The organism is Paeniglutamicibacter psychrophenolicus, from assembly GCF_030812255.1.
Taxonomy (GTDB): Bacteria; Actinomycetota; Actinomycetes; order Actinomycetales; family Micrococcaceae; genus Paeniglutamicibacter; species Paeniglutamicibacter psychrophenolicus_A.
On record NZ_JAUSSH010000010.1, the window covers coordinates 56801 to 77182 of the forward strand.

Below are 20382 nucleotides of genomic sequence, written 5' to 3' on the forward strand. Positions count from 1 at the left end.
GGTTTGCCACCCGTGGCCGGTTAACCTGCAAACATGAGCCCGGAACACTATTTCAGCGCCCAGCCTTCCACTCCAGAGAAGCGGCGCACCATCAGCGTCGAATTGGGCGGTGCCACGCGCAAGCTGCAGTCTTCCGGCGGCGTCTTCAGCCCCGACCGGATCGACAAGGGAACCGCGGTGCTCTTGCGCGGCGTTCCGGCCCCGGCACCCGAGGGAAACCTCCTGGACATCGGCTGCGGCTGGGGACCGATCGCGCTCTCGATGGCCTTGGCCTCGCCGGAGGCAACCGTCCACGCGGTCGACGTCAATGAGCGAAGCCTCGCCCTGACCCGCGACAACGCCGCAGCACTGGGCTTGAAGAACGTGGTGGTCGCCCTTCCGGATGACGTCGACCCGGCCCGGACCTACAACACCATCTGGTCCAACCCGCCGATCCGGATCGGCAAGGAGGCACTGCACGAGCTGCTGCTGTTGTGGCTGCCGCGCTTGTCCCCGGGCGGAGAAGCCTGGCTGGTGGTGCAAAAGAACCTGGGGGCGGACTCGCTGCAGAAATGGCTGGGTACCGTCCTGCCCGAAGACTGGAACATCGACCGGGTCTCGACGGACAAGGCATTTAGGATCCTGAAGGTCGTACGTCCCGAGGAATCCTAGGATCCCGGCGGGGCAACGGCACTAGCTGGCCGAGACCTCTCCGCGGGACACCAGGACCGCGGGGCCGCTGAGCACGACGTGTTCAAGCCCGTCGGGGCCATCAACGAAGCCGACGCCCAGTTCCCCTCCGGGAACCTGGACCGACCACTGCCGGATGTCATGGGCCTGGGCCCAGTGCCGGGTGGCGATGGCCGCCGCGCAGGCGCCGGTGCCGCAGGAGAGCGTCTCTCCGACGCCGCGTTCGTGCACGCGCATCCGCACCGAGCCGCGGCCCCCGCTCACCAGCGGGTCGGCGGCCAGCACGTATTCGACGTTCGTTCCGTGTGGCGGCAGCGGCTCGACCGCGGGGGTCGAGGTCAGTTCGATGCCCTCCAGCTCGCCGGTGTCGGCGATCGCCACGACCGTGTGGGGGTTGCCCATGGACACGCTCAAGGCCCCGCGGACCTTGGCCAGCCCGGTGGTTTCCACGCGGGAGTCCAAGCCGTTGGTCGCTGCCGCCTGCGCATGGATGAACTCCCAGGCGCCCATGTCCACGGCGTAGCCGTCTTCCAGGCGGGTGACGATCTTCAGGCCCCCGCGCGTGCCGATGGGAAGCGTCGCGCCCACCGGCATCTCCACGAGTTTTTCGCAGACCAGGAAGTGCACGAAAACCCGCACCCCGTTGCCGCACATTTCCGACAGGGACCCGTCGGCGTTGCGGTAGTCCATGAACCAATAGGCGTCGGGGCGGGTTTCCAGGATCGCCCGGCCCTCGGCCAGGGTGCTGGAGGGGACCGCGCGGATCAGCCCGTCCCCGCCGATCCCCCGGTGCCTGTCGCACATCCGGGCGACCTGCCCGGGCTCGATGCTGTGCGTATCCAGCGGGTCGGCAACGAGGATGAAGTCGTTTCCGGTGCCATGCCCCTTGGCATAGGGAAGCCTGCCCACCGTCTCTTGCAGGGTGGGGCCGGTGCTGGTGGCGGGTTCGGTCGATCTCATGGTTTCAAGAATACGTGCCGCAAAACCCCGCCGCCTATTTTTCGCCGCCTCCGGGACCGTACCCGGGATCAGGAGGAGCGGATGCGGGCCAGGACCCCGGGAACCAGGGAGTCGGCCAGCGGGTCGAACCAGCTAACCCGGTCGTCGGCACCGAACCAGGTGACTTGGCGCCGGGCAAATTGGCGCGTGGCGATGACGGTCTTTTCCACGGCGTCCTTCAGGGACATCGTTCCGTCGAGGACCGCGAGGAACTGGGCGTAGCCGATGGCCCGCGAGGCGGTCTTGCCCTCCCGCAACCCCTGGGAATCCAGCCGGCGGACCTCGTCGAGCAGGCCCTGCTCGACCATCTTCGCCACCCGGGTCTCCAGCCGCGCATGCAGCAGCGAGCGGTCGATGTTCAACCCGATCTGGATGGCCGGGGCGTGGTATTGCCGTTGCGGCATGAAGGAGCTGAAGGGCTTGCCGCTGATTTCGTGGACTTCCAGGGCGCGGATCAACCGGCGGTCATCCAGGTTCCGGGCGGCCGAGTCCGGGTCGACGGCGGCCAGCCGCTCGGCCAGCGGGCCGATGCCGCTTACCGCGGCCTCGGCTTCGAGGCGTTGGCGCACCACCGGGTCGGTGGGCGGGAAATCGATCTCGTCCAGGGCGGCGCGCACATACAGGCCGGATCCGCCGACCAGGATGGGCACCGAGCCGCGGGCACGGATCTGGGCGAAGATCCCCCGGGCCTCGGCCTGGAAGCGTGCCACGCTGGCTTCCTGGCGCACATCCATGATGTCGAGCAGGTGGTGGGCGATGCCCCCGCGCTCGTCCTCGGGGAGCTTGGCCGTGCCGATATCCATGCCGCGGTAGAACTGCAGGGCGTCGGCATTGACGATTTCCCCGCCCAGTTCCCGGGCCAGGGCGATCGACAGGTCGGACTTGCCCGTTCCGGTTGGTCCCAGGACGGCAATGACCGGCAATGTCATGGTCGGCGGCCTACTTGCGTGCCGGCAGGGCGGGCATGCCCAGCGAGACGCCGCTGGTGTTCTTGGTCCCGGTGGTGCCGGTGCCGCAGGATTCGGCCTGCGAGCGGTCCCAGGCGTCCCCCGCCCGGGAGCGGCGCACCGAGTACTCGGCCAGGGTGGCGGGATCGGAGACCAGGTGGAAGGCGGCCGATCCGGTCACCGGAACCGTGACCAGGTCCCCGGGGCGCGGGGTCTGGCCGCCGGCGGGGATGGAGAAGTGCACGAGGCGCTGGTCGGTGGACCGTCCGGTGAGCCGGTGGGTTTCGGTGGACTTGCGCCCGGCGTGCTCGGTGACCAGCACCTCGACGGTGCGCCCGACCTGCTTGGCGTTTTCCTCGGCACAGATCCGGTCCTGCAGGGCCGTGAGTCGCTCGTAGCGTTCCTGCACCACGGCCTTGGGCAGCTGGTCGGGCAACTCGGCCGCGGGGGTGCCGGGGCGCTTGGAGTACTGGAAGGTGAATGCGCTGGCGAAGCGCGAGGCCTCGACCACGTCCAGGGTGCCCTGGAAGTCTTCCTCGGTTTCGCCCGGGAAGCCCACGATGATGTCGGTGGTGATGGCGGCGTGCGGGATCAATTCGCGGACCTTCTCCAGGATGCCCAGGAACTTCTTTGAGCGGTAGGAGCGGCGCATCTCCTTGAGGACCTTGTCCGAGCCGGACTGCAGCGGCATGTGCAGCTGCGGCATGACGTTGGGGGTTTCGGCCATGGCCTCGATGACGTCGTCGGTGAAGGCGGCGGGGTGCGGGCTGGTGAAGCGCACGCGTTCCAGGCCCTCGATCTGCCCGCAGGCGCGCAGCAGCTTGCCGAAGGCCAGGCGGTCCCCGAATTCCACGCCGTAGGAGTTGACGTTCTGGCCCAGCAGGGTCACCTCGATGACACCGTCGGCGACCAGCGCCTCGATCTCGGCCAGGATTTCCCCGGGGCGGCGGTCGCGTTCCTTGCCGCGCAGGGCCGGGACGATGCAAAAGGTGCAGGTGTTGTTGCAGCCCACGGAGATCGAGACCCAGCCCGAGTGCACCGAGTCGCGCTTGGTGGGCAGCGTGGAGGGGAAGACCTCCAGGGATTCGAGGATTTCCAGCTGGGCCTCGTTGTTGTGGCGGGCGCGTTCCAGCAGGGCCGGCAGGGAGCCGACGTTGTGGGTTCCGAAGACCACGTCGACCCAGGGGGCCTTCTTCAGGATCGTTTCGCGGTCCTTCTGGGCCAGGCAGCCGCCAACGGCAATTTGCATCTCGGGGCGTTTTTCCTTGACTTGGGCGAGCATGCCGAGGTTTCCGTAGAGCTTGTTGTCGGCGTTTTCCCGGACCGCGCAGGTATTGAAGACCACGACATCGGCGATCTCGTCGCCGGATTGCTGCCGGGACAGGCCGCTGGCCTCCAGCAGGCCCGCCAGTCGCTCGGAATCGTGGACATTCATCTGGCATCCGTAGGTCCGCACCTCGTAGGTGCGTGTCGATACGGCTGATTCTTGCTCAGGGGAAATTGAAATGCTCGCAGTCACCCCTCAAGGGTACCCAATCGGCCCCGCCGGGGACCGAACAAGTCGCAGCCCGGTGCTATTGCTCCGCGTCGGGCCCGAAGCGTTCATCCCAGGCGGCGTTGACGATGCGGAACGCGACGGAGGGCGAGTATCCCTTCCGGGCCAGCATGCCCACGAGCCGGCGCACGCTTTTCTCCCGGTCCACCCCCATCGAGGGGGCCCGCAGCTTGCGTTCCACAAGGTCGCGGGCGGTTTCTTCCTCGGATTCGTCGTCGATCTGTTCCAGGGCGCTTTCGGCCAGCTCGCCCTCGATGCCTTTTTCCCGCAGCTCGCGCTTGATCGCCGAGCGTGCCAGGCCTCGGCTGCGGGCGCGGGAACGGACCCAGCCCTCGGCGAAGGCCTCGTCGTCGACGAGTTCGATCTCCTCGAACCTCTCCAGCAGTTCCTCGGCGATGTGCTCGGGGATCTCCTTTTCCAGGAGCTTGGTCTTCAGCTGGGCGCGGCTCTTGGCCGAGGCGGTGAGCTGGCGCAGCAGGATGGAGCGTCCCTTGGACGCATATTGCTCGTCGGTGAGCTCGATCGGCTCCTTGGCTTCCCGTGGTGTCCGCTCGCGGGTCCGCGGTGCCTTCGGTGTGCTGCGCTTGGCGCCGGCCCGGGCTGGGCGGCCGCCGCTGCCCCACGACCCCGTGCCTCCGGCACCGCGCGGCGAGGTGCGCGAGGAGCTGCGTCCGGCATATCCGGCCCGTTCGCCGAAGGCGGGCTTGGGTTCGGGTGGTCCGGGGACCTGTTCGGGTGGCGGGGCCGCCGCGGCGGCTTCGCTGTGCGCCCAGGCCGGAATCTGGGTCGGGTCTCCCCAGTCGGAATTGCCGTCTGCCGGCAACGACCAAAGCGGCCGTTCGGCTCCCTTCCGGGAGCCGGACGAACCGCCCTGGTTTTTGGTGGTGCCCACGGAGTTAGGACCCCTTGACCACGCGCAACGTATCCTCGCCCTTGTCCTCGGGTGCCTGGCCAATGCCGAGCTTCTCGAGGATCTGGCGTTCGAGTTCGTTGGCGAGATCCGGGTTGTCGCGCAGGAACTTCCGCGCGTTTTCCTTGCCCTGGCCCAGCTGGTCCCCGTCGTAGGTGAACCAGGCGCCGGACTTCTTGACGAAGCCCTGGTCCACGCCGATGTCGATGAGGCTGCCTTCGCGGGAGATGCCCAGGCCGTAGATGATGTCGAATTCGGCCTGCTTGAACGGCGGGGCCATCTTGTTCTTCACGATCTTGGCGCGCGTGCGGTTGCCGACCGGGACGGTGCCTTCCTTCAAGGTTTCGATGCGGCGTACGTCGATGCGGATCGAGGCGTAGAACTTCAGCGCCTTGCCACCGGTGGTGGTTTCCGGGCTGCCGAACATCACGCCGATCTTTTCGCGCAGCTGGTTGATGAAGATCGCGGTCGTCTGTGTCTGGGACAGGCGTCCGGTGATCTTGCGCAGCGCCTGGCTCATCAGGCGGGCCTGCAGGCCGACGTGGCTGTCGCCCATTTCGCCTTCGATTTCGGCGCGCGGCACCAGTGCTGCCACGGAGTCGATCACGACGATGTCGACGGAGCCGGAGCCCACGAGCATGTCCATGATTTCCAGTGCCTGCTCGCCGGTGTCCGGCTGCGAGACCAGCAACGCGTCGGTGTCGACGCCCAGCTTCTTCGCGTATTCCGGATCCAGTGCGTGCTCGGCATCGATGAAGGCGGCGATGCCGCCCAGTCGCTGGGCGCTGGCCACCGCGTGCAGGGCAACGGTGGTCTTGCCGGAGGATTCCGGACCGTAGATCTCCACCACGCGGCCACGTGGAAGCCCGCCAATGCCCAGCGCGATGTCAAGTGCCACAGACCCGGTGGGGATGGCGGCAATGGGCGCTACGGTCTTGTCGCCCAGTCGCATGACCGAGCCCTTGCCGTACTGCTTGTCGATCTGTGCGAGCGCGGCTTCGAGTGCCTTCTCGCGATCTTTACCAATGGCCATTGTCCACCTCGGTTGTTGGGGCCCCGCGGGACCGTTGCTCTATGTCTGTTCCTGAGCGTACGACCCGGGGCCGACACTTTGGATTTCGGGCGTTCGCACTGTGCATAACCCACGACAGACGCCGAACGAATCTTCATTATGAACAATACACTCTTCCGAACAGATATTCGAACGGATTCGGTGCGTGTGGCGAATATTCCCTAGGATTCCCTGGGAGCGATGTCGCGTCCCAGCCAGCGCTCGGGCGGCACATCCTGCATCTTGCACATGGCCTGCCAGACCTTCTTGGGGGCGACGCCCCTGCCCAGCGCCTCGGCTGCGGTGACGCCTCCGACCTCGGCCAGCACCAGGGAAGTCGCCAATGTGCGGGAATAGCCCGCACCGAACTCGTCGTCCATCAGACGCCAGAAATCACTCAATCGCACCCTCGCAATTGTGCCACGGGTTTCCGGGGGTTTAAGCAAAAAAGCCCCCGCCCGGCTTCGCGGGCCAATTGGCCCTGGAAGACCGGCGCGGGGGCCGATGTTGCGGATGCCAGGTGAAACACTGGATCCGGATGTCGTTGGTTAGTGGCTCGGTGCCAGGCGCTTGCCGAGTTCAACCGGATAGTCGCCAGCAAACTCGCTGGTCAGGTCCACGGGGACCGTATCCGGAATGGTGATGCCTTCGGCGATGGCCACGCGGTCGCTGACCTCGCGAAGCATCAGTGAAAGCGGCACCTCGAGGGCACCACAGATCGAGGAGAGAAGCTCGGATGAGGCTTCCTTTTGTCCACGCTCGACCTCGGAAAGGTACCCAAGGGAAACGCGGGCGCTGTGGGAGACTTCGCGCAGGGTGCGACCCTGGCGTTGACGAACGTCACGAAGAACGTCACCGATTTCATGTCGAAGGACTACCATCTTGCGCTCCTCTTTGTCTCGGCGGACCTCGCTCTGTAGGCCCACATCACGCCAACGGACCACACCGTTTACCGATACTGGTTGCTTGACCATGTGCATTGCCTTTTGTTCTCCGGTCCTAATGCCTTGTGGGGCGATCGGTGCGGGCCACTTTTTTGTGCCCGTCATGGGTTACAACTGCCGGGGGTCGTTTTTTGTTCCCACGCCCCCACCTTAGCCATTGCTGCGGGTGTATTTCCACAACAACCGTGAATCGTTCCGTAATCGAGTCACAAAACCAGTCAGTGCAACCATCCCCCATCAAGCTGTGTGGCTGCTGGGTGAGAGGTGGGAAGAAAGCAGTTCCAGCGCGCGGACCGTGCTCAGGGTGCGGATCTGTGCCCTGTCCCCGGTGAAGTGGTGCTCGGTGAAACCGCTGCCGCTTGCCGAAGCCCAGCCCAGGAAGACCGTGCCCACGGGCTTGCCGTCGTGGGCGTCGGGACCAGCGACCCCGGTGGCCGAGACCGCCACGTCCGACCCGCAAACCCGGCGTGCGCCCAGGGCCATTTGCCGGGCCACCTCCCCGTCCACCGAGCCCGCTTCTTCGAGCAGCTTCGGTTCCACGCCCAGGACGTTGGCCTTCACCGCGCTGGAGTAGCTGACGATCCCGCCGACAAGCGCGGCGGAGGCCCCGGGCACCTCGGCGAGGGTGGCGGCAATCATGCCGGCGGTCAGCGACTCGGCGGTGGCCAGGGTCAGTCCGTTGGCCTTGGCCGCGGCAACCACGGTGCCGGCCAGGGCCTGCAGTTCCAGCGGGTCCGGTGGGGGTGTCATGTCCAGCTCCTTTGCGCCAGGTGGAAGTGGTGAATCGGCCTCAGTGGGAAGCGTGCCTACTTCTGGGTGCCGCCGACGGAGGCCGCGCGCAGTTGCCAGGCCTTGAACAGGTAGTCCAGCCCGGTGACCACGGTGGCGGCCAGGGCCAGCAGCATCACGGTGAACGCCACCACGTGCACCCAGTCGATGGTGTGGGCCCAGGGCAGCAGGTAGAGCAGGATCGCCGCGGCCTGCAGCACGGTCTTGAGCTTGCCGCCGCGCGAGGCGGCCATCACGCCGTAGCGGATGACCACGAAGCGCACGGCCGTGATGCCCCATTCGCGCACCAGGATGACGATGGTGATCCACCAGGCCAGCTCCCCCAGGATGGAGAACATCACCAGCGCGGAGCCGGTGAGCAGCTTGTCGGCGATCGGGTCGGCGATCTTGCCGAAGTTGGTGATCAGCCCGCGGCTGCGGGCCAGGTCCCCGTCCAGCTTGTCGGTGTACATGGCCACGGCGAAGATCGCCAGGGCCACCCAGCGCATGAGTCCGTATTCCGTCTCATCGGCCACCAGGGCCCAGATGAAGAACGGGACCATGATGATGCGCAGGGTGGTGAGCACGTTGGCGATGTTCAGGGTCGGCACGTGGGCCGGTGTCGGGTTCGCTGGGGATTCAGTCACGCCTCAAGGCTACCTTCCGGTCAGGTTCCAGGCGTCTTCCGACCCCGGCTCGTCGCCACCGTCGTGGTAGTCAACCGCCTGTTCGAAGCCGTCGAGGTCCTCGGCGACCAGGTCGGTGCCGTAGTGGTTGGCGTTGGCGTTGTCCGCCAGGGCGGCCTCGGTCGCGGTCGGGACCACGTCGCCGGCACCGGTCTCGTCCCCGCGCATCGCGGCCAGCACCTCGGGCAGGTCGTCGGGCTTGACCAGCACGTCGCGGGCCTTGGAGCCCTCGGAGGGACCGACCACGCCGCGGGATTCGAGCAGGTCCATGAGCCGGCCGGCCTTGGCGAAGCCCACGCGCAGTTTGCGCTGGAGCATCGAGGTGGAGCCGAACTGCGTGGTGACCACCAGCTCGGTGGCCTGCAGCAGCAGCTCCAGGTCGTCCCCGATGTCGTCGTCGGTCTGCTTCTTTTGCACCTCGGGGGCCACGTCGTGGCGGTATTCGGCCTTCAGCTGCCCCTTGACGTGCTCGACCACGGACTGGATCTCGGATTCGGTGACCCAGGCACCCTGCACGCGCATGGGCTTGGAGGTGCCCATGGGCAGGAAGAGGGCGTCGCCCTGGCCCAGCAGCTTTTCGGCTCCCGGCTGGTCCAGGACCACGCGGGAGTCGGTGACCGAGGAGGTGGCAAAGGCCATGCGGGAGGGCACGTTGGCCTTGATCAACCCGGTGACCACGTCCACGGACGGGCGCTGGGTGGCCAGCACCAGGTGGATGCCGGCGGCGCGGGCCAGCTGGGTGATGCGCACGATCGAGTCCTCGACGTCGCGCGGGGCGACCATCATCAGGTCGGCGAGCTCGTCGACGATGACCAGGAGGTACGGGTAGGGCTTCATGATCCGCTTGGAGCCCTCGGGCGGGACGGCCTTGCCGTTGCGCACGGCCTTGTTGAAGTCGTCGATGTGCTTGTACCCGAAGTTCGCCAGGTCGTCGTAGCGGGTGTCCATCTCCTTGACCACCCACTGCAGCGCCTCGGCGGCCTTCTTCGGGTTGGTGATGATCGGGGTGATCAGGTGCGGGACGCCCTCGTAGGCGGTGAGTTCCACGCGCTTGGGGTCGACCATGACCATGCGGACCTCGTCGGGGGTGGCGCGCATCAGGATCGAGGTGATCATCGAGTTCACAAACGAGGACTTGCCCGCGCCGGTGGCGCCGGCGACCAAGAGGTGCGGCATCTTGGCGAGGTTGGCCACGACGAAGCCGCCCTCAACGTCCTTGCCCACGCCCATGACCATCGGGTGGTCGGTCTTGCGGGCGTTGTGGCTGCGCAGCACGTCGCCCAGCACCACGATTTCCTTGTCGGCGTTGGGGATCTCGATGCCGATCGCGGACTTGCCCGGGATCGGGGAGAGGATGCGCACGTCCGAGGAGGCCACGGCGTAGGAGATGTTCTTGGACAGGGCGGTGACGCGCTCGACCTTGGTGCCCGGGGCCAGTTCGATTTCGTAGCGGGTGACCGTCGGGCCGCGGGAGAAGCCGGTGACCTTCGCGTCGACCTTGAACTGGTCCAGGGTGTCGGTCAGCGCCGCGACGACCGCGTCGTTGGCCTCGGAGCGTTCCTTGGACGGCGGGCCGGCGGGCAGGAAGTCGGAGGCCGGCAGCGTGTAGGTCACGTCCCCGGAGAGCTGGAGCTGTTCGGTGCGCGCCGGGATCGGCGGCAGCGGGGCCGCCGCGGGGCGCGAGGGGACCTGGTCCATCGCGCCGGTGGCATCGTTGTCGTAGCTGGTCAGGTCGATGGCGCTCATGGCCTGGGTGTCTGCCTCGGGCTCGGTGCCCAGGCCCACGGATTCCATGATCGCGGCGCGCTCGCGCTCGTCCTTGGTGGGGCGGCGCACCCCGGGGCGGATGGCCGGTTCCGCGTCGGCTTCGTCGGCGTAGAAGTCGGCCGGGTCCGCGGCTGCGCCGTGGTCATCGGTGATGACCGCGGTGTCGTAGGCGCCCTCGCCGGTGTTGCCCAGGAGGTCCTCGGCGGCGATGGCCTCCTCGTCGCGGTCCTTGCCGAAGAGCCGCATCTTCTTGCGCGGCTTCTTCGCAGCTGCCTGTTCCTCGTAGAGGTAGGACTGGTCGTGGTCCTCGGCGCCCAGGTCCACGCCCTTGCCGGAGCCGGCCTCGGGGGTCTGGCCCATGAGCTTCTCGTAGCCCTCGCGGAAGCGTGCGGGGATGTGCCGGAAGGGGGTGGCGGTGAGGATCATCAGGCTCAGCAGGGCCAGCGCGATCATCACTGCCAGCGCGCCGGGTGCCGATATCAGCCCGGCCAGCGGGACGGTGGCCAGCGCCCCGAGCACTCCCCCGGCGCCCCAGAGGACGTCAAAGGGCGCGGAGACGGGGGGAAGCCCGCCGACCACGTGGGAGATCCCGGACCCGGCCAGGGAACCCAGGGCCAGGCCGATGCCCACGCGGTTGTTGGCGCGGTGTTCCTCGGGCCAGCGGAAGAGCCGGATGGCGCCGATGAGCAGGATCGGCGGCATGAGCGCGGCCATGAACCCGAAGGTCCCCCCGGCCACGGCGTGCACGAAGCCGCCGTACCAGCCGACCCCGCGCAGCCCCCACCATTCCACGGAGGCAATGACGATGGCGATGATGACCAGGAAGAGCCCGGTTCCGTCGCGGCGCACCTCGTAGTCCGGGTGCACGTCGCGGCCGATCTTGCGGAAGGCCCCGCCGGTGACCCGCGCGATGCCCATCCAGGCCGAACGCACCATGCGCACCGGCAGCGGGAAGTCGTGTTCGATCGCTGCGGGGGTGCTCTTGGAGTTTCTGGTCGTCTTGGCGGAGGAGCTCGACGCACGCGGTTTGCGCGTGGTCGTTTTCTTCTCGCCTTGCGAGGAGGTAGGTGGGGCCATGGCTCTAGGGTATCGCCCACGGGTGTCCGAACCCTGAATTTACACGGTTCGACGGGGAACGGGGGCGGTGGAGAATCGTCACAGACCCAAGGCGCGCGGACGGCCTTGGGGGTTGGCTGAGAGCTTCCCGGGTCAAGATCCCGCTCTGTGGGTGCACACATCAGGATCTGCTCGGTTCGCGATCGCATCGGAAAACCGCCCCCGCGTCGCCGACATCAACAGCAGCGCGCTCCCCTGCCCGGGCAACACCCGCGGTGCCCCGGGCGCGAGCATGAGAAGTAGTTGAACCATCACCAAAGAGGGAATTGCGGTGGCCACCTCCGGGCCCACAGGCGTGGCATCGGCCCACCCCAGGGTCACCTTCTTGAAAATGGCCTTCAATGTGGCCCGGGCGGCCGGCACCAAATCATCGCAGGGGCCCACTGGAGCGCGGCCAGCAAGAAGATGCCGTCCACCGTTCGGCACCATCATGTGGGTCATCTCGCGGAACCCTGTTGTCAATCTCAACAGCAAATGGCCCGTCTTTGGGAGCGCTTACCGGCTGTGCGGCCGCGCAGTCCAACCCCTACCGCCGCGCCTTGGGCCAATGGATGATCCAGCTTCATTGGATGATCCCGTTCTGCGCACGGCACCCGAGCGACGAACAGCGGATCATATCGCTACGGCCGACGAACGACTTCTTGGCTGTTGCGCAACCGCGACACCGATCGGTTCGCGCATGGGTGCTGCCTAACTGCCGGAGTTCGTTGGCCTACATCCAGAAAAAGCGACCGTTGGATCGCCGAGGCTAGGCCAGCGAGAGGAAGAGCTTTTCCATGTCGGCACGGTCCGCCGTGGGGTCCTCGCTTTTCAGGCACTGTTCGAGCCCGGTGGCGATGATGGAGAACCCGGCGCGGTCGATGGCCTTCGATGCTGCGGACAGCTGGGTGACGACCGCGCGGCAGTCACTGCCTTCCTCAAGCATGCGAATCACAGCGTTGAGCTGTCCTTGGGCACGCTTGAGCCTGTTGATAGCGGGCTTCATGGCGTCCACTTCAAGTTCCATGATGGGTTCCTCCCGGGTGCTGGTTTCTCCAAGTGTATACCCCCGGGGGTTTACTCGCGCATGATCGACCGCGACTTGCCCATACCCCCGGGGGTATGTGCAATACTCGAAGACAGGGGGCTGCCAGGCTTCCATCGAGAATCCAAAACCGAAGGAATCATCACATGTGCCGAGCGACCACATGCCGCAAATGCCGGAAGACCACCTGGGCCGGATGCGGCCAACATGTCAAGCAGGTCATGGCGCAGGTGCCGCGCCATGAACGCTGCTCCTGTGACCCCCAGGCCCCGAAAGAGCGCGGTAAGGAAGGGGGCTTCCTCGCGCGCCTCTTTGGCCGCTAAGCCCGAGCGCTCCATGCCGAACTGCGGTCGGCGCCAGCATGAATGGCGCCGACCGCCGCTTTTGGCTGGGCAAGCGAACCCGGGACCGGGCAGGGGAAGGCTTGACGCATACCCCCAGGGGTATTATCGTTTGAACTGAAGAACATACCCCCGGGGGTATGTCAGGCAAATGGGCCAGCCAAGGACGAACAACAAGGAGAGACCATGCTTCTCGAACGCATCTATGACGAAGACCTCGCACAGGCCAGCTACCTCATCGGCTGCCAGGCCAAGGGCGAGGCCGTCGTGGTCGACGCCCGCCGCGACATCCGGGTGTACCAGGACCTCGCCGCAAAAAACGGGATGAAGATCATCGCCGTCACCGAGACGCACATCCACGCCGACTACCTTTCGGGAACCCGGGAGCTGGCCGCAGCAACCGGCGCGAAGATTTTCGTCTCGGGCGAGGGCGGGACGGACTGGCAGTATCAGTTCGAGGCCGAACGCCTCCTCGACCAATCCACCATCGCCTTGGGCAACATCACCGTCAAGGCCCTGCACACCCCCGGGCACACCCCCGAGCACCTTTCCTTCCTGGTCACCGACGGCGCCTTCAGCGACAAGCCCGGCTTCCTGCTTTCCGGCGACTTCGTCTTCTCCGGCGACCTGGGCCGCCCGGACCTGCTCGACGAGGCCGCCGGCGGCATCGACACCCGCTTCGCCGGGGCCCACGACCTGTTCACCTCCCTGAAGGAAAAGTTCCTGGCCCTGCCCGACTACGTGCAGGTCTACCCGGGCCACGGCGCCGGCAGCGCCTGCGGCAAGGCACTGGGCGCGATCCCGTCCTCCACGGTCGGCTACGAACGCAACTTCGCCTGGTGGGGCCCCTACCTGGAGGCAAACGACAAGGCCGGTTTCGTCGAGGCCCTGCTCGACGGGCAGCCCGACGCCCACGCCTACTTCGGCCGCATGAAGCGCGAAAACCGCCGGGGCCCGGCCGTCCTGGGCGACCGCGCACCGCTGGCCGAGCTGGCCACCGGGGACGTCGCCGCGGCCCTGGCCGCCGACGAAATCGGCGTGGTCGACACCCGCCACCACACCCGGGTCCACGAGGGCACCGTCGCCGGGGCACTGAACATCCCCGCCGGCACGAAGGCCGCCAGCTACGGTGCCTGGGCCGTGGACCCGGAAACGGACCAGCGCCCGCTGGTGCTGCTGGCCCCGGACAGCGAGAGCGCCACCGAGATGTGGGACCACCTCATCCGGGTGGGCATCGACAAGGTCGCCGGGTACATCACGTCCCTGGAGGGCCTGCCGGTCTATGTGCCTCGCACGATCTCCCCGGCCGATCTGGCCGGGTTCGATGCCGCCCTGCTGTTGGATGTGCGCAACAAGACCGAGCATGCCGCCGGGCACGTGCCGGGTTCCGAGCAGCTGAGCGCCGGACGCGTGCTCTGGAACACCGAGAACCTTCCGTCCGACGGCCTCATCGTGAGCTACTGCCAGTCCGGGGTCCGCAACTCCGTGGCAGCCTCCACGCTGCGCCGTGCCGGGTATGACGTCGTCGAGCTCGAGGGCAGCTACGCCGGCTGGGCCGACTGGAAGCAAATGCAGAACGCCTAACGTTCTCCGCCGTTCCATCCCCCAGCCATAGATCCCACGTATTTCCGGTCCCGCATCCCCCTTTCCGGATGCGGGACCGGCCGGGCGCCATGCCCGGCAGAAAGGGCCCACAAGCCATGAACCCCGTTCCCCAGACCACCAGCCCCGAAGACCTCAAGGACTGGATCGCCGCCGGCTCCGACGTCGTGGTGCTCGACGTGCGCTCCGCCGCCGAATTCGAATCCCTGCACATCCTGGGCTCCTACAACGTCCCCCTCCCGTTGTTGGCCGAACACACCGAGGAACTCGCCTCGAAGCTTGACACCAAGGTGGTGCTGGTCTGCCAATCCGGCGTGCGCGCCACCGAAGCCAAGACCAACCTCGCATCGGTCGGCTTCGGCAATGCCCATGTCCTGACCGGCGGCGTTCCCGCCTACCAGCAGGCCGGAGGCCGAACCGTTGAAGGGTCCAAACGCTGGGCCCTGGAACGCCAGGTGCGCATGGTGGCCGGTTCCCTCGTGGTGGCCGGCCTGGCCGGGGGCAGGTTCCTTTCCCCGCAGTTGCGCACCGTCGCCGGGGCCATCGGGGCGGGCCTGACTTTCTCCGCGGCCACCAACACCTGCGCCATGGGCAAGGCCCTGGCCAAGATGCCGTGGAACAAGACCGGCAACGAGCCGACCCGTGCATCGGTCATGGCCCAGCTTCCGCCCAAGAAGTCCTAGCCCACACCCGGTTGGCCCTCTGCCAACCCGATTTCTCCCGGTTCCCGGGCCCGGTTCGCGTTGATCCGGGCCCGGCAACCACCACATACCGCTTGAACACGCCCCGAAGGAGCACACCATGCAGGAAATCACCATCACCGACGCCGACCAGCGACGTGCCACGGACCAGCTCCTTGACGTCCGCGAGGACTTCGAAGTCACCGAGGGCATGATCCCCGGCGCCCTCCACATCCCCATGGGCGAGCTAAACACCCGCCTGGGCGAGATCGACCGCTCCCGCCCCGTCATCGTCATCTGCCGCAGCGGAAACCGCAGCGCCCGCGTCGCCGATGCCCTCACCGGGGCCGGATTCACCGCCGACACCATGGCAGGCGGCATGATCGCCTGGCAAGGCGCCGGCCTGCCCGTCGCCTAAGGGCACGCGCCCGCGCCAACCCGTACGCCCTCTGCCCTCCCTCCCCAGACAAGGCCACCTCCATGACCCTCACCCTCGTACTGACCCTCCTGCTTTCGGTGCTGATCGGGCTCTCGCTCGGCCTGCTCGGCGGGGGCGGGTCCATCCTCACAGTCCCGATCCTCACCTATGTTGCTGGCATGAACCCCAAGGAAGCCATCGCCGCCTCGCTCTTCGTCGTCGGCGCCACCTCCGCCGTCAGCGCCGTGACCCACGCCCGAAAGAAGCGCGTCAAATGGCGCACCGGGCTGGTCTTCGGGGTCGCCGGCATGGCCGGGGCCTTCGGCGGTGGCCTGCTCGGGGGCCACATCCCCGGAACGATCCTCATGATCGCCTTTGCCCTCATGATGGTCGCCACCTCCCTGGCCATGATCCGCGGCCGCAAAGACCGCACCACCGTGGCCCACGACGGTGAGCTCCCCCTGCTCAAGGTCATCCTCGAGGGCCTGGTCGTGGGCCTGGTCACCGGGCTCGTCGGCGCCGGCGGCGGCTTCCTTGTCGTCCCGGCACTCGCCCTGCTCGGCGGCCTGTCGATGCCCGTCGCGGTCGGCACCTCGCTGGTGGTTATCGCCATGAAGTCCTTCGCCGGACTTGGCGGCTACCTCACCACCGTCTCGCTGGACTGGGTCCTGGTCGGCGGGGTCACCGCCGCCGCGATCCTCGGCTCCTTCCTCGGCGCCCGGCTGGCCGGACGGATCCCCGAAGCGGCCCTGCGCAAGGGATTTGGCTTCTTCGTCCTGGCCATGGGCGTCTTCGTCCTCGTCCAGGAACTGCCTTCCCCGGCCAATCTCGTCCTGGGCATCACCGCCGGCGCAACCGCGGCGGTTGCGGCGCTGTGCTGGTTCGTGATCCCCGCCTGCCCCCTGCGGCGCAAATCGCTCACACCCCCTGCCGCCAACATGGCAACCGAAGCCCGCTAGTCTCCGGCTCCCCGCCGAGTTGCCCCTCCAACCCCGGCACCCCAGGAGCCAGCGCATGAAACCGTCCACCACCAAGATCCTCCCCGTCCTGGGTTTGCGCGCCAACGCGGCGCAGTTCGCCCTGCTTGTCGCGGTCAACGCGCTGGTCGGCGGGATGGTCGGGCAGCAGCAAACCGTCCTGCCGCTGCTGGCCCACGCCGAGTTCGGCCTGGGCGGATACACGTTCCTCTTCGCCTACGTCGCGGCCTTCGGGATCGCCAAGGCGGCCTCCAACTGGTTCGCCGGAACCCTCTCGGACCGCTACGGCCGCAAACCCGTGCTGTTGGCCGGCTGGCTCTTCGCCATCCCGGTGCCACTGCTGCTCATCTTCGCCCCGGACTGGAGCTGGGTCGTCGCGGCGAACGTGCTGCTGGGCATCAACCAGGGCCTGACCTGGTCCACCACCGTCATCATGAAAATCGACCTGGTGGGACCGGCGCAGCGCGGCCTGGCCATGGGCCTGAACGAGGCCGCAGGCTACGGGGCCGTGGCAGCCACCTCCCTGCTGGCCGGATACCTCGCCGAACAATACGGGCTGCGACCCGCACCCTTCCTCCTGGGCCTGGCCTACACCGCCTTGGCGCTGCTGCTGTCGGGGGTGTTCGTCCGGGAGACCCGCCCCCACGCACTCCTTGATGCCTGAAACATGGCATCCCGAGGCACCTCCGTGAGGCATGGCATGGACGCCGACCTGGCCAACCGCCAGGTCTTTGCCCTGGCCAGCTTCCGGGAACCGGCTTTGTCCTCGGCGAGCCTGGCCGGATTGGTGAACAACCTGAATTTCGGACTCTCGTGGGGCCTGTTCCCGCTCCTGTTCGCCACCGCGGACCTCGGCACCAGCCAGATCGGCCTGCTCTTCGCCCTGTATCCCGGGGTGTGGGGCATTGTCCAAATGTTCACCGGTGCCCTCTCGGACCGGATCGGGCGCAAACACCTCATCACCACCGGCATGCTGGTCCAGGCCGGGGCCCTGACCCTCATCGCACTCGGAAACGGCTTTGGAGCCTGGGCGGCCGGAACGGTGTTGCTCGGCGCTGGAACCGCCATGGTCTACCCCACGCTGCTGGCCGCCGTCGGCGACGCTGCACACCCCATCTGGCGGGGACGGGCAGTGGGGGTCTACCGGGTCTGGCGCGACCTCGGATACGCCGTCGGAGCCATCGCCGGCGGGATCATCGCCGACCTGTTGGGACTGCACGCGGCCATCTGGATGGCCGCCACCCTCAGCGCCGCCGCAGCCCTTACCGTCGCGGTCCGCATGTATGAAACACACCCGCCGCATCCCCGGCCATCCCCTGCCGCTGATGTGTCGGCAATGCTTCCGCATGATCGCCCCAACACCTAGCATGGGCACGGAACCGAGGGATCCCGCCGTGGCAGACCACGCAGCCGCCCGGGCAGGCCTCCACACGACAATCCCAGGGGAAACACAATGACGTACACCCACGCCATCACCGTCCCGCTCTCATGGCAAGACGCCGTCGCCAGGACCCGCAGCGCCCTGACGGAACAGGGTTTCGGTGTCCTGACGGAGATCGACGTGAAGGAGACCTTCACCCGGAAGCTGGGCCGGGAAGCCGGGAACGCCGTGGGGGACTACATCATCCTGGGGGCCTGCAACCCGCAATTGGCCCAGCGCGGCATCACCGCCGAACCCCAGTTGGGCGCGCTGCTCCCATGCAACGTCGTGGTGCGTCGCGCCCCCGACGCCACGAAAACCACCATCGAGGCCATCGACCCGCAAACCATGGTCCAGCTCAGCCCGAGCGAAGCGACACGCGATGTCGCCAACGACGCCGATGCCCGCCTTCAGGCGGCGTTGAAGAGTATTTCCACGACCTAGGTCGGCCAGGTTTCAACCCGAAGCGCCGAGACTACGGTGCGCTTGTTTGGCATCGAACACGCGCTCCGCAGAGCCTGGACGGTGCCGGCCCCTGCACCAGCCGATCCGGCAGACCCAGACGATGGCGCGGAAAGAGCTTTCGAGCGGCACGGCCGGCATTTTTTCGTCTTCGCGGCTGCGTGTCCCGGCATCCCGGTCCCGGATGGATCCGTGCAATTCGTTTACCGGGCATCCGGGGCTGCCACAGCCTGCGCAGGGTCGGGCCCAGGCCTGCAGGCCAAAGACCGTGGCCATGGTCCCACCCCCAAGGGGCGGGACCATGGCCACGGTCTTGTTGTCGTGCCAGGGTGCTTAGGCTTCGAGCACGACCGGGACGATCATGGGCTTGCGGCGCAGCTTGCGCGACACCCACGAACCGATGACCCGGCGGACGATCTGCTGCAACTGGGCCGTGGTGTGCGTCGGGTTGTTGCGCACCGCGTCCTCGATGGCTTCGGCAATCTTCGGCTTGATCTCGTCAAAGACGTTGTCGTCCTCGGCCACGCCGCGGGCGTGGATCTCGGGTCCGGAGATCAGCTTGCCGGTCTGGCGGTTGATCACCGAGATGATCGAGATGAAGCCCTCTTCGGCCAGCGTGACGCGGTCCTTGAGGTCTTCGTCGGTGATGGTGCCGACCTTGGAGCCGTCCACGTACACGAACCCGCAGTCGACCTGGCCCACGAGCTTGGCCACGCCGTCCCGCAGGTCCACGACCGACCCGTCCTCGGTGAGCAGCACGTTCTCCGCCGGCACGCCGGACTGGGCGGCCAGGCGGGCGTTGGCGATCAGGTGGCGGGTCTCGCCGTGCACCGGCATCACGTTCAGCGGCTGCAGGATGTTGTAGCAGTACAGCAGTTCGCCGGCCGAGGCGTGGCCCGAGACGTGGATCTTGGCCATGCCCTTGTGGATCACGTCGGCGCCCAGGCGCATCAGGCCGTTGATCACGCGGAACACCGAGTTCTCGTTGCCCGGGATCAGCGAGGAGGCCAGGATGACGGTGTCGCCCGGGCCGACCTGGATGCGGTGGTCTCCGGTGGCCATGCGCGAGAGCGCGGCCATCGGCTCGCCCTGCGAACCGGTGGACATCAGCACGACCTTGTTGTCCGGCAGCTTGTCCACGTTCTTCATGTCCACCAGGATCCCGGCGGGGATGTGCAGGTAGCCAAGCTTCTCGGCGATGGTCATGTTGCGCACCATGGAGCGGCCGATGAAGGCGACCTTGCGGCCGTGCACCTGGGCGGCGTCGATGACCTGCTGCACGCGGTGCATGTGCGAGGAGAAGGAGGCGACGATGATGCGCTTGCGCGCACGGCCGAAGAGGGCCTCGAGCACCGGGCCGATTTCCTTCTCGGCGGTGGTGAAGCCGGGGACGTCCGCATTGGTGGAGTCGGGCATGAACAGGTCAACGCCCTCGTCTGCCAGGCGGGCGAAGTGGCGAAGGTCGGTGATGCGGCCGTCCAGCGGCAGCTGGTCCATCTTGAAGTCGCCGGTGTGCAGCACGTTGCCGGCATCCGTGCGGATGAACACGGCAAGCGCGTCCGGGATCGAGTGGTTGACGGCAATGAATTCGGTCTCGAACGGGCCGAAGGTCTCCACGTCGCCCTCGACCACCTGGCGCAGCACCGGCTTGATGCGGTGCTCCTCCAGCTTGGCCGAGATCAGCGCGAGGGTCAGCCGCGAACCGATCAGCGGGATGTCCCCGCGCAGGCGCAAAAGGTACGGTACGGCGCCGATGTGGTCCTCGTGGCCGTGGGTGAGCACGAGGCCGACCACGTCGTCGAGGCGGTCCTTGATGTAGCTGAAATCGGGCAGGATGACGTCCACGCCCGGCTGGTGCTCCTCGGGGAAGAGCAGTCCGCAGTCGACGATCAGCAGCTTGCCGTCAATTTCGAAGACGGCCATGTTCCGCCCGATCTCGCCCAGGCCACCGAGCGGCACGATGCGCAAGGTGCCCGGCTTGAGCTTGGGCGGAAGGTTGTGGAGCACCGTATCGGTGACCACTGAAGTGGAATCGGTCATGAATGA

The 20382-nt window shown here is 67.1% G+C and carries 18 protein-coding genes and 1 pseudogene; 7 read left to right on the top strand and 12 right to left on the bottom strand.

The features are described 5' to 3' along the window. Positions 1-33 precede the first annotated feature (33 nt). Positions 34-651: a class I SAM-dependent methyltransferase gene (locus tag J2T21_RS13945; RefSeq protein WP_307582003.1), complete on the top strand. Its 618-nt coding sequence runs from the start codon at positions 34-36 to the stop codon at positions 649-651. A gap of 21 nt (positions 652-672) precedes the next feature. Here J2T21_RS13945 and dapF read toward each other — a convergent pair whose 3' ends face one another. The 11 genes from dapF to J2T21_RS14000 all read right to left on the bottom strand — a co-directional run bounded on the left by dapF (position 673) and on the right by J2T21_RS14000 (position 12418). Continuing rightward, positions 673-1629: a diaminopimelate epimerase gene (dapF, locus tag J2T21_RS13950; protein WP_307582005.1), complete on the bottom strand. Its 957-nt coding sequence runs from the start codon at positions 1627-1629 to the stop codon at positions 673-675. Positions 1630-1697: 68 nt separating this feature from the next. Continuing rightward, on the bottom strand, positions 1698-2597 hold the full coding sequence (miaA, locus tag J2T21_RS13955) for a tRNA (adenosine(37)-N6)-dimethylallyltransferase MiaA (RefSeq protein WP_307582007.1): 900 nt from the start codon (positions 2595-2597) through the stop codon (positions 1698-1700). A 10-nt stretch (positions 2598-2607) separates the two neighbouring features. Further along, positions 2608-4134, bottom strand: coding sequence for a tRNA (N6-isopentenyl adenosine(37)-C2)-methylthiotransferase MiaB (gene miaB / locus J2T21_RS13960; protein ID WP_307582009.1), 1527 nt, complete (start codon positions 4132-4134; stop codon positions 2608-2610). Positions 4135-4189: 55 nt separating this feature from the next. Further along, a complete protein-coding gene (locus J2T21_RS13965; protein ID WP_307582011.1) occupies positions 4190-5062 on the bottom strand; it encodes a regulatory protein RecX in 873 nt (290 codons plus the stop codon). Positions 5063-5066: 4 nt separating this feature from the next. Next, positions 5067-6113, bottom strand: a complete 1047-nt coding sequence (gene recA / locus J2T21_RS13970) for a recombinase RecA (RefSeq protein WP_071215826.1) — start codon at positions 6111-6113, stop codon at positions 5067-5069. A gap of 200 nt (positions 6114-6313) precedes the next feature. Next, positions 6314-6538 carry a DUF3046 domain-containing protein gene (locus J2T21_RS13975; RefSeq protein WP_307582012.1) on the bottom strand — a complete coding sequence of 75 codons (225 nt, stop codon included), beginning with the start codon at positions 6536-6538 and terminating at the stop codon, positions 6314-6316. Between the two features lie 141 nt (positions 6539-6679). Beyond that, a complete protein-coding gene (locus J2T21_RS13980; protein ID WP_071215828.1) occupies positions 6680-7105 on the bottom strand; it encodes a helix-turn-helix domain-containing protein in 426 nt (141 codons plus the stop codon). A gap of 207 nt (positions 7106-7312) precedes the next feature. Then, positions 7313-7825, bottom strand: a complete 513-nt coding sequence (locus tag J2T21_RS13985; RefSeq protein ID WP_307582013.1) for a CinA family protein — start codon at positions 7823-7825, stop codon at positions 7313-7315. 56 nt (positions 7826-7881) lie between these two features. After that, positions 7882-8490, bottom strand: a complete 609-nt coding sequence (pgsA, locus tag J2T21_RS13990) for a CDP-diacylglycerol--glycerol-3-phosphate 3-phosphatidyltransferase (protein WP_307582015.1) — start codon at positions 8488-8490, stop codon at positions 7882-7884. A gap of 9 nt (positions 8491-8499) precedes the next feature. After that, positions 8500-11373: an FtsK/SpoIIIE family DNA translocase gene (locus tag J2T21_RS13995; RefSeq protein WP_373457936.1), complete on the bottom strand. Its 2874-nt coding sequence runs from the start codon at positions 11371-11373 to the stop codon at positions 8500-8502. 787 nt (positions 11374-12160) lie between these two features. Next, positions 12161-12418 (bottom strand): metal-sensitive transcriptional regulator, encoded by a 258-nt coding sequence (locus J2T21_RS14000; protein ID WP_307582017.1) that lies wholly within the window; start codon positions 12416-12418, stop codon positions 12161-12163. A 545-nt stretch (positions 12419-12963) separates the two neighbouring features. Here J2T21_RS14000 and J2T21_RS14005 point away from each other — a divergent pair. From J2T21_RS14005 to J2T21_RS14030, 6 genes and pseudogenes are all read left to right on the top strand, one after another. Then, on the top strand, positions 12964-14361 hold the full coding sequence (locus J2T21_RS14005) for an MBL fold metallo-hydrolase (RefSeq protein WP_307582019.1): 1398 nt from the start codon (positions 12964-12966) through the stop codon (positions 14359-14361). 116 nt (positions 14362-14477) lie between these two features. Then, positions 14478-15062 carry a rhodanese-like domain-containing protein gene (locus J2T21_RS14010; RefSeq protein WP_307582021.1) on the top strand — a complete coding sequence of 195 codons (585 nt, stop codon included), beginning with the start codon at positions 14478-14480 and terminating at the stop codon, positions 15060-15062. 118 nt (positions 15063-15180) lie between these two features. Beyond that, positions 15181-15477 carry a rhodanese-like domain-containing protein gene (locus J2T21_RS14015; RefSeq protein WP_307582022.1) on the top strand — a complete coding sequence of 99 codons (297 nt, stop codon included), beginning with the start codon at positions 15181-15183 and terminating at the stop codon, positions 15475-15477. 62 nt (positions 15478-15539) lie between these two features. Continuing rightward, positions 15540-16436, top strand: a complete 897-nt coding sequence (locus J2T21_RS14020) for a sulfite exporter TauE/SafE family protein (protein WP_307582023.1) — start codon at positions 15540-15542, stop codon at positions 16434-16436. A gap of 55 nt (positions 16437-16491) precedes the next feature. Next, positions 16492-17820 (top strand): annotated as a pseudogene (locus J2T21_RS14025) (MFS transporter). A gap of 87 nt (positions 17821-17907) precedes the next feature. Beyond that, the gene (locus tag J2T21_RS14030) at positions 17908-18318 is read left to right on the top strand and encodes a DUF302 domain-containing protein (RefSeq protein WP_307582025.1); all 411 of its coding nucleotides are present in this window, start codon (positions 17908-17910) and stop codon (positions 18316-18318) included. 351 nt (positions 18319-18669) lie between these two features. Here the strand turns inward: J2T21_RS14030 and J2T21_RS14035 are convergent, their stop codons facing one another. Then, positions 18670-20376, bottom strand: a complete 1707-nt coding sequence (locus J2T21_RS14035) for a ribonuclease J (protein WP_307582027.1) — start codon at positions 20374-20376, stop codon at positions 18670-18672. Between the last annotated feature and the right edge of the window lie 6 nt (positions 20377-20382).

Excerpts from the sequence above, each read along its gene's own strand:
- J2T21_RS13945 (WP_307582003.1), top strand. The coding sequence starts at position 34 with ATGAGCCCGGAACACTATTTCAGCGCCCAGCCTTCCACTCCAGAGAAG.
- dapF (WP_307582005.1), bottom strand. The coding sequence starts at position 1,629 with ATGAGATCGACCGAACCCGCCACCAGCACCGGCCCCACCCTGCAAGAG.
- miaA (WP_307582007.1), bottom strand. The coding sequence starts at position 2,597 with ATGACATTGCCGGTCATTGCCGTCCTGGGACCAACCGGAACGGGCAAG.
- recA (WP_071215826.1), bottom strand. The coding sequence starts at position 6,113 with ATGGCCATTGGTAAAGATCGCGAGAAGGCACTCGAAGCCGCGCTCGCA.
- J2T21_RS13980 (WP_071215828.1), bottom strand. The coding sequence starts at position 7,105 with ATGGTCAAGCAACCAGTATCGGTAAACGGTGTGGTCCGTTGGCGTGAT.
- J2T21_RS13985 (WP_307582013.1), bottom strand. The coding sequence starts at position 7,825 with ATGACACCCCCACCGGACCCGCTGGAACTGCAGGCCCTGGCCGGCACC.
- J2T21_RS13995 (WP_373457936.1), bottom strand. The coding sequence starts at position 11,373 with ATGGCCCCACCTACCTCCTCGCAAGGCGAGAAGAAAACGACCACGCGC.
- J2T21_RS14000 (WP_307582017.1), bottom strand. The coding sequence starts at position 12,418 with ATGGAACTTGAAGTGGACGCCATGAAGCCCGCTATCAACAGGCTCAAG.
- J2T21_RS14005 (WP_307582019.1), top strand. The coding sequence starts at position 12,964 with ATGCTTCTCGAACGCATCTATGACGAAGACCTCGCACAGGCCAGCTAC.
- J2T21_RS14010 (WP_307582021.1), top strand. The coding sequence starts at position 14,478 with ATGAACCCCGTTCCCCAGACCACCAGCCCCGAAGACCTCAAGGACTGG.
- J2T21_RS14015 (WP_307582022.1), top strand. The coding sequence starts at position 15,181 with ATGCAGGAAATCACCATCACCGACGCCGACCAGCGACGTGCCACGGAC.
- J2T21_RS14020 (WP_307582023.1), top strand. The coding sequence starts at position 15,540 with ATGACCCTCACCCTCGTACTGACCCTCCTGCTTTCGGTGCTGATCGGG.
- J2T21_RS14030 (WP_307582025.1), top strand. The coding sequence starts at position 17,908 with ATGACGTACACCCACGCCATCACCGTCCCGCTCTCATGGCAAGACGCC.
- J2T21_RS14035 (WP_307582027.1), bottom strand. The coding sequence starts at position 20,376 with ATGACCGATTCCACTTCAGTGGTCACCGATACGGTGCTCCACAACCTT.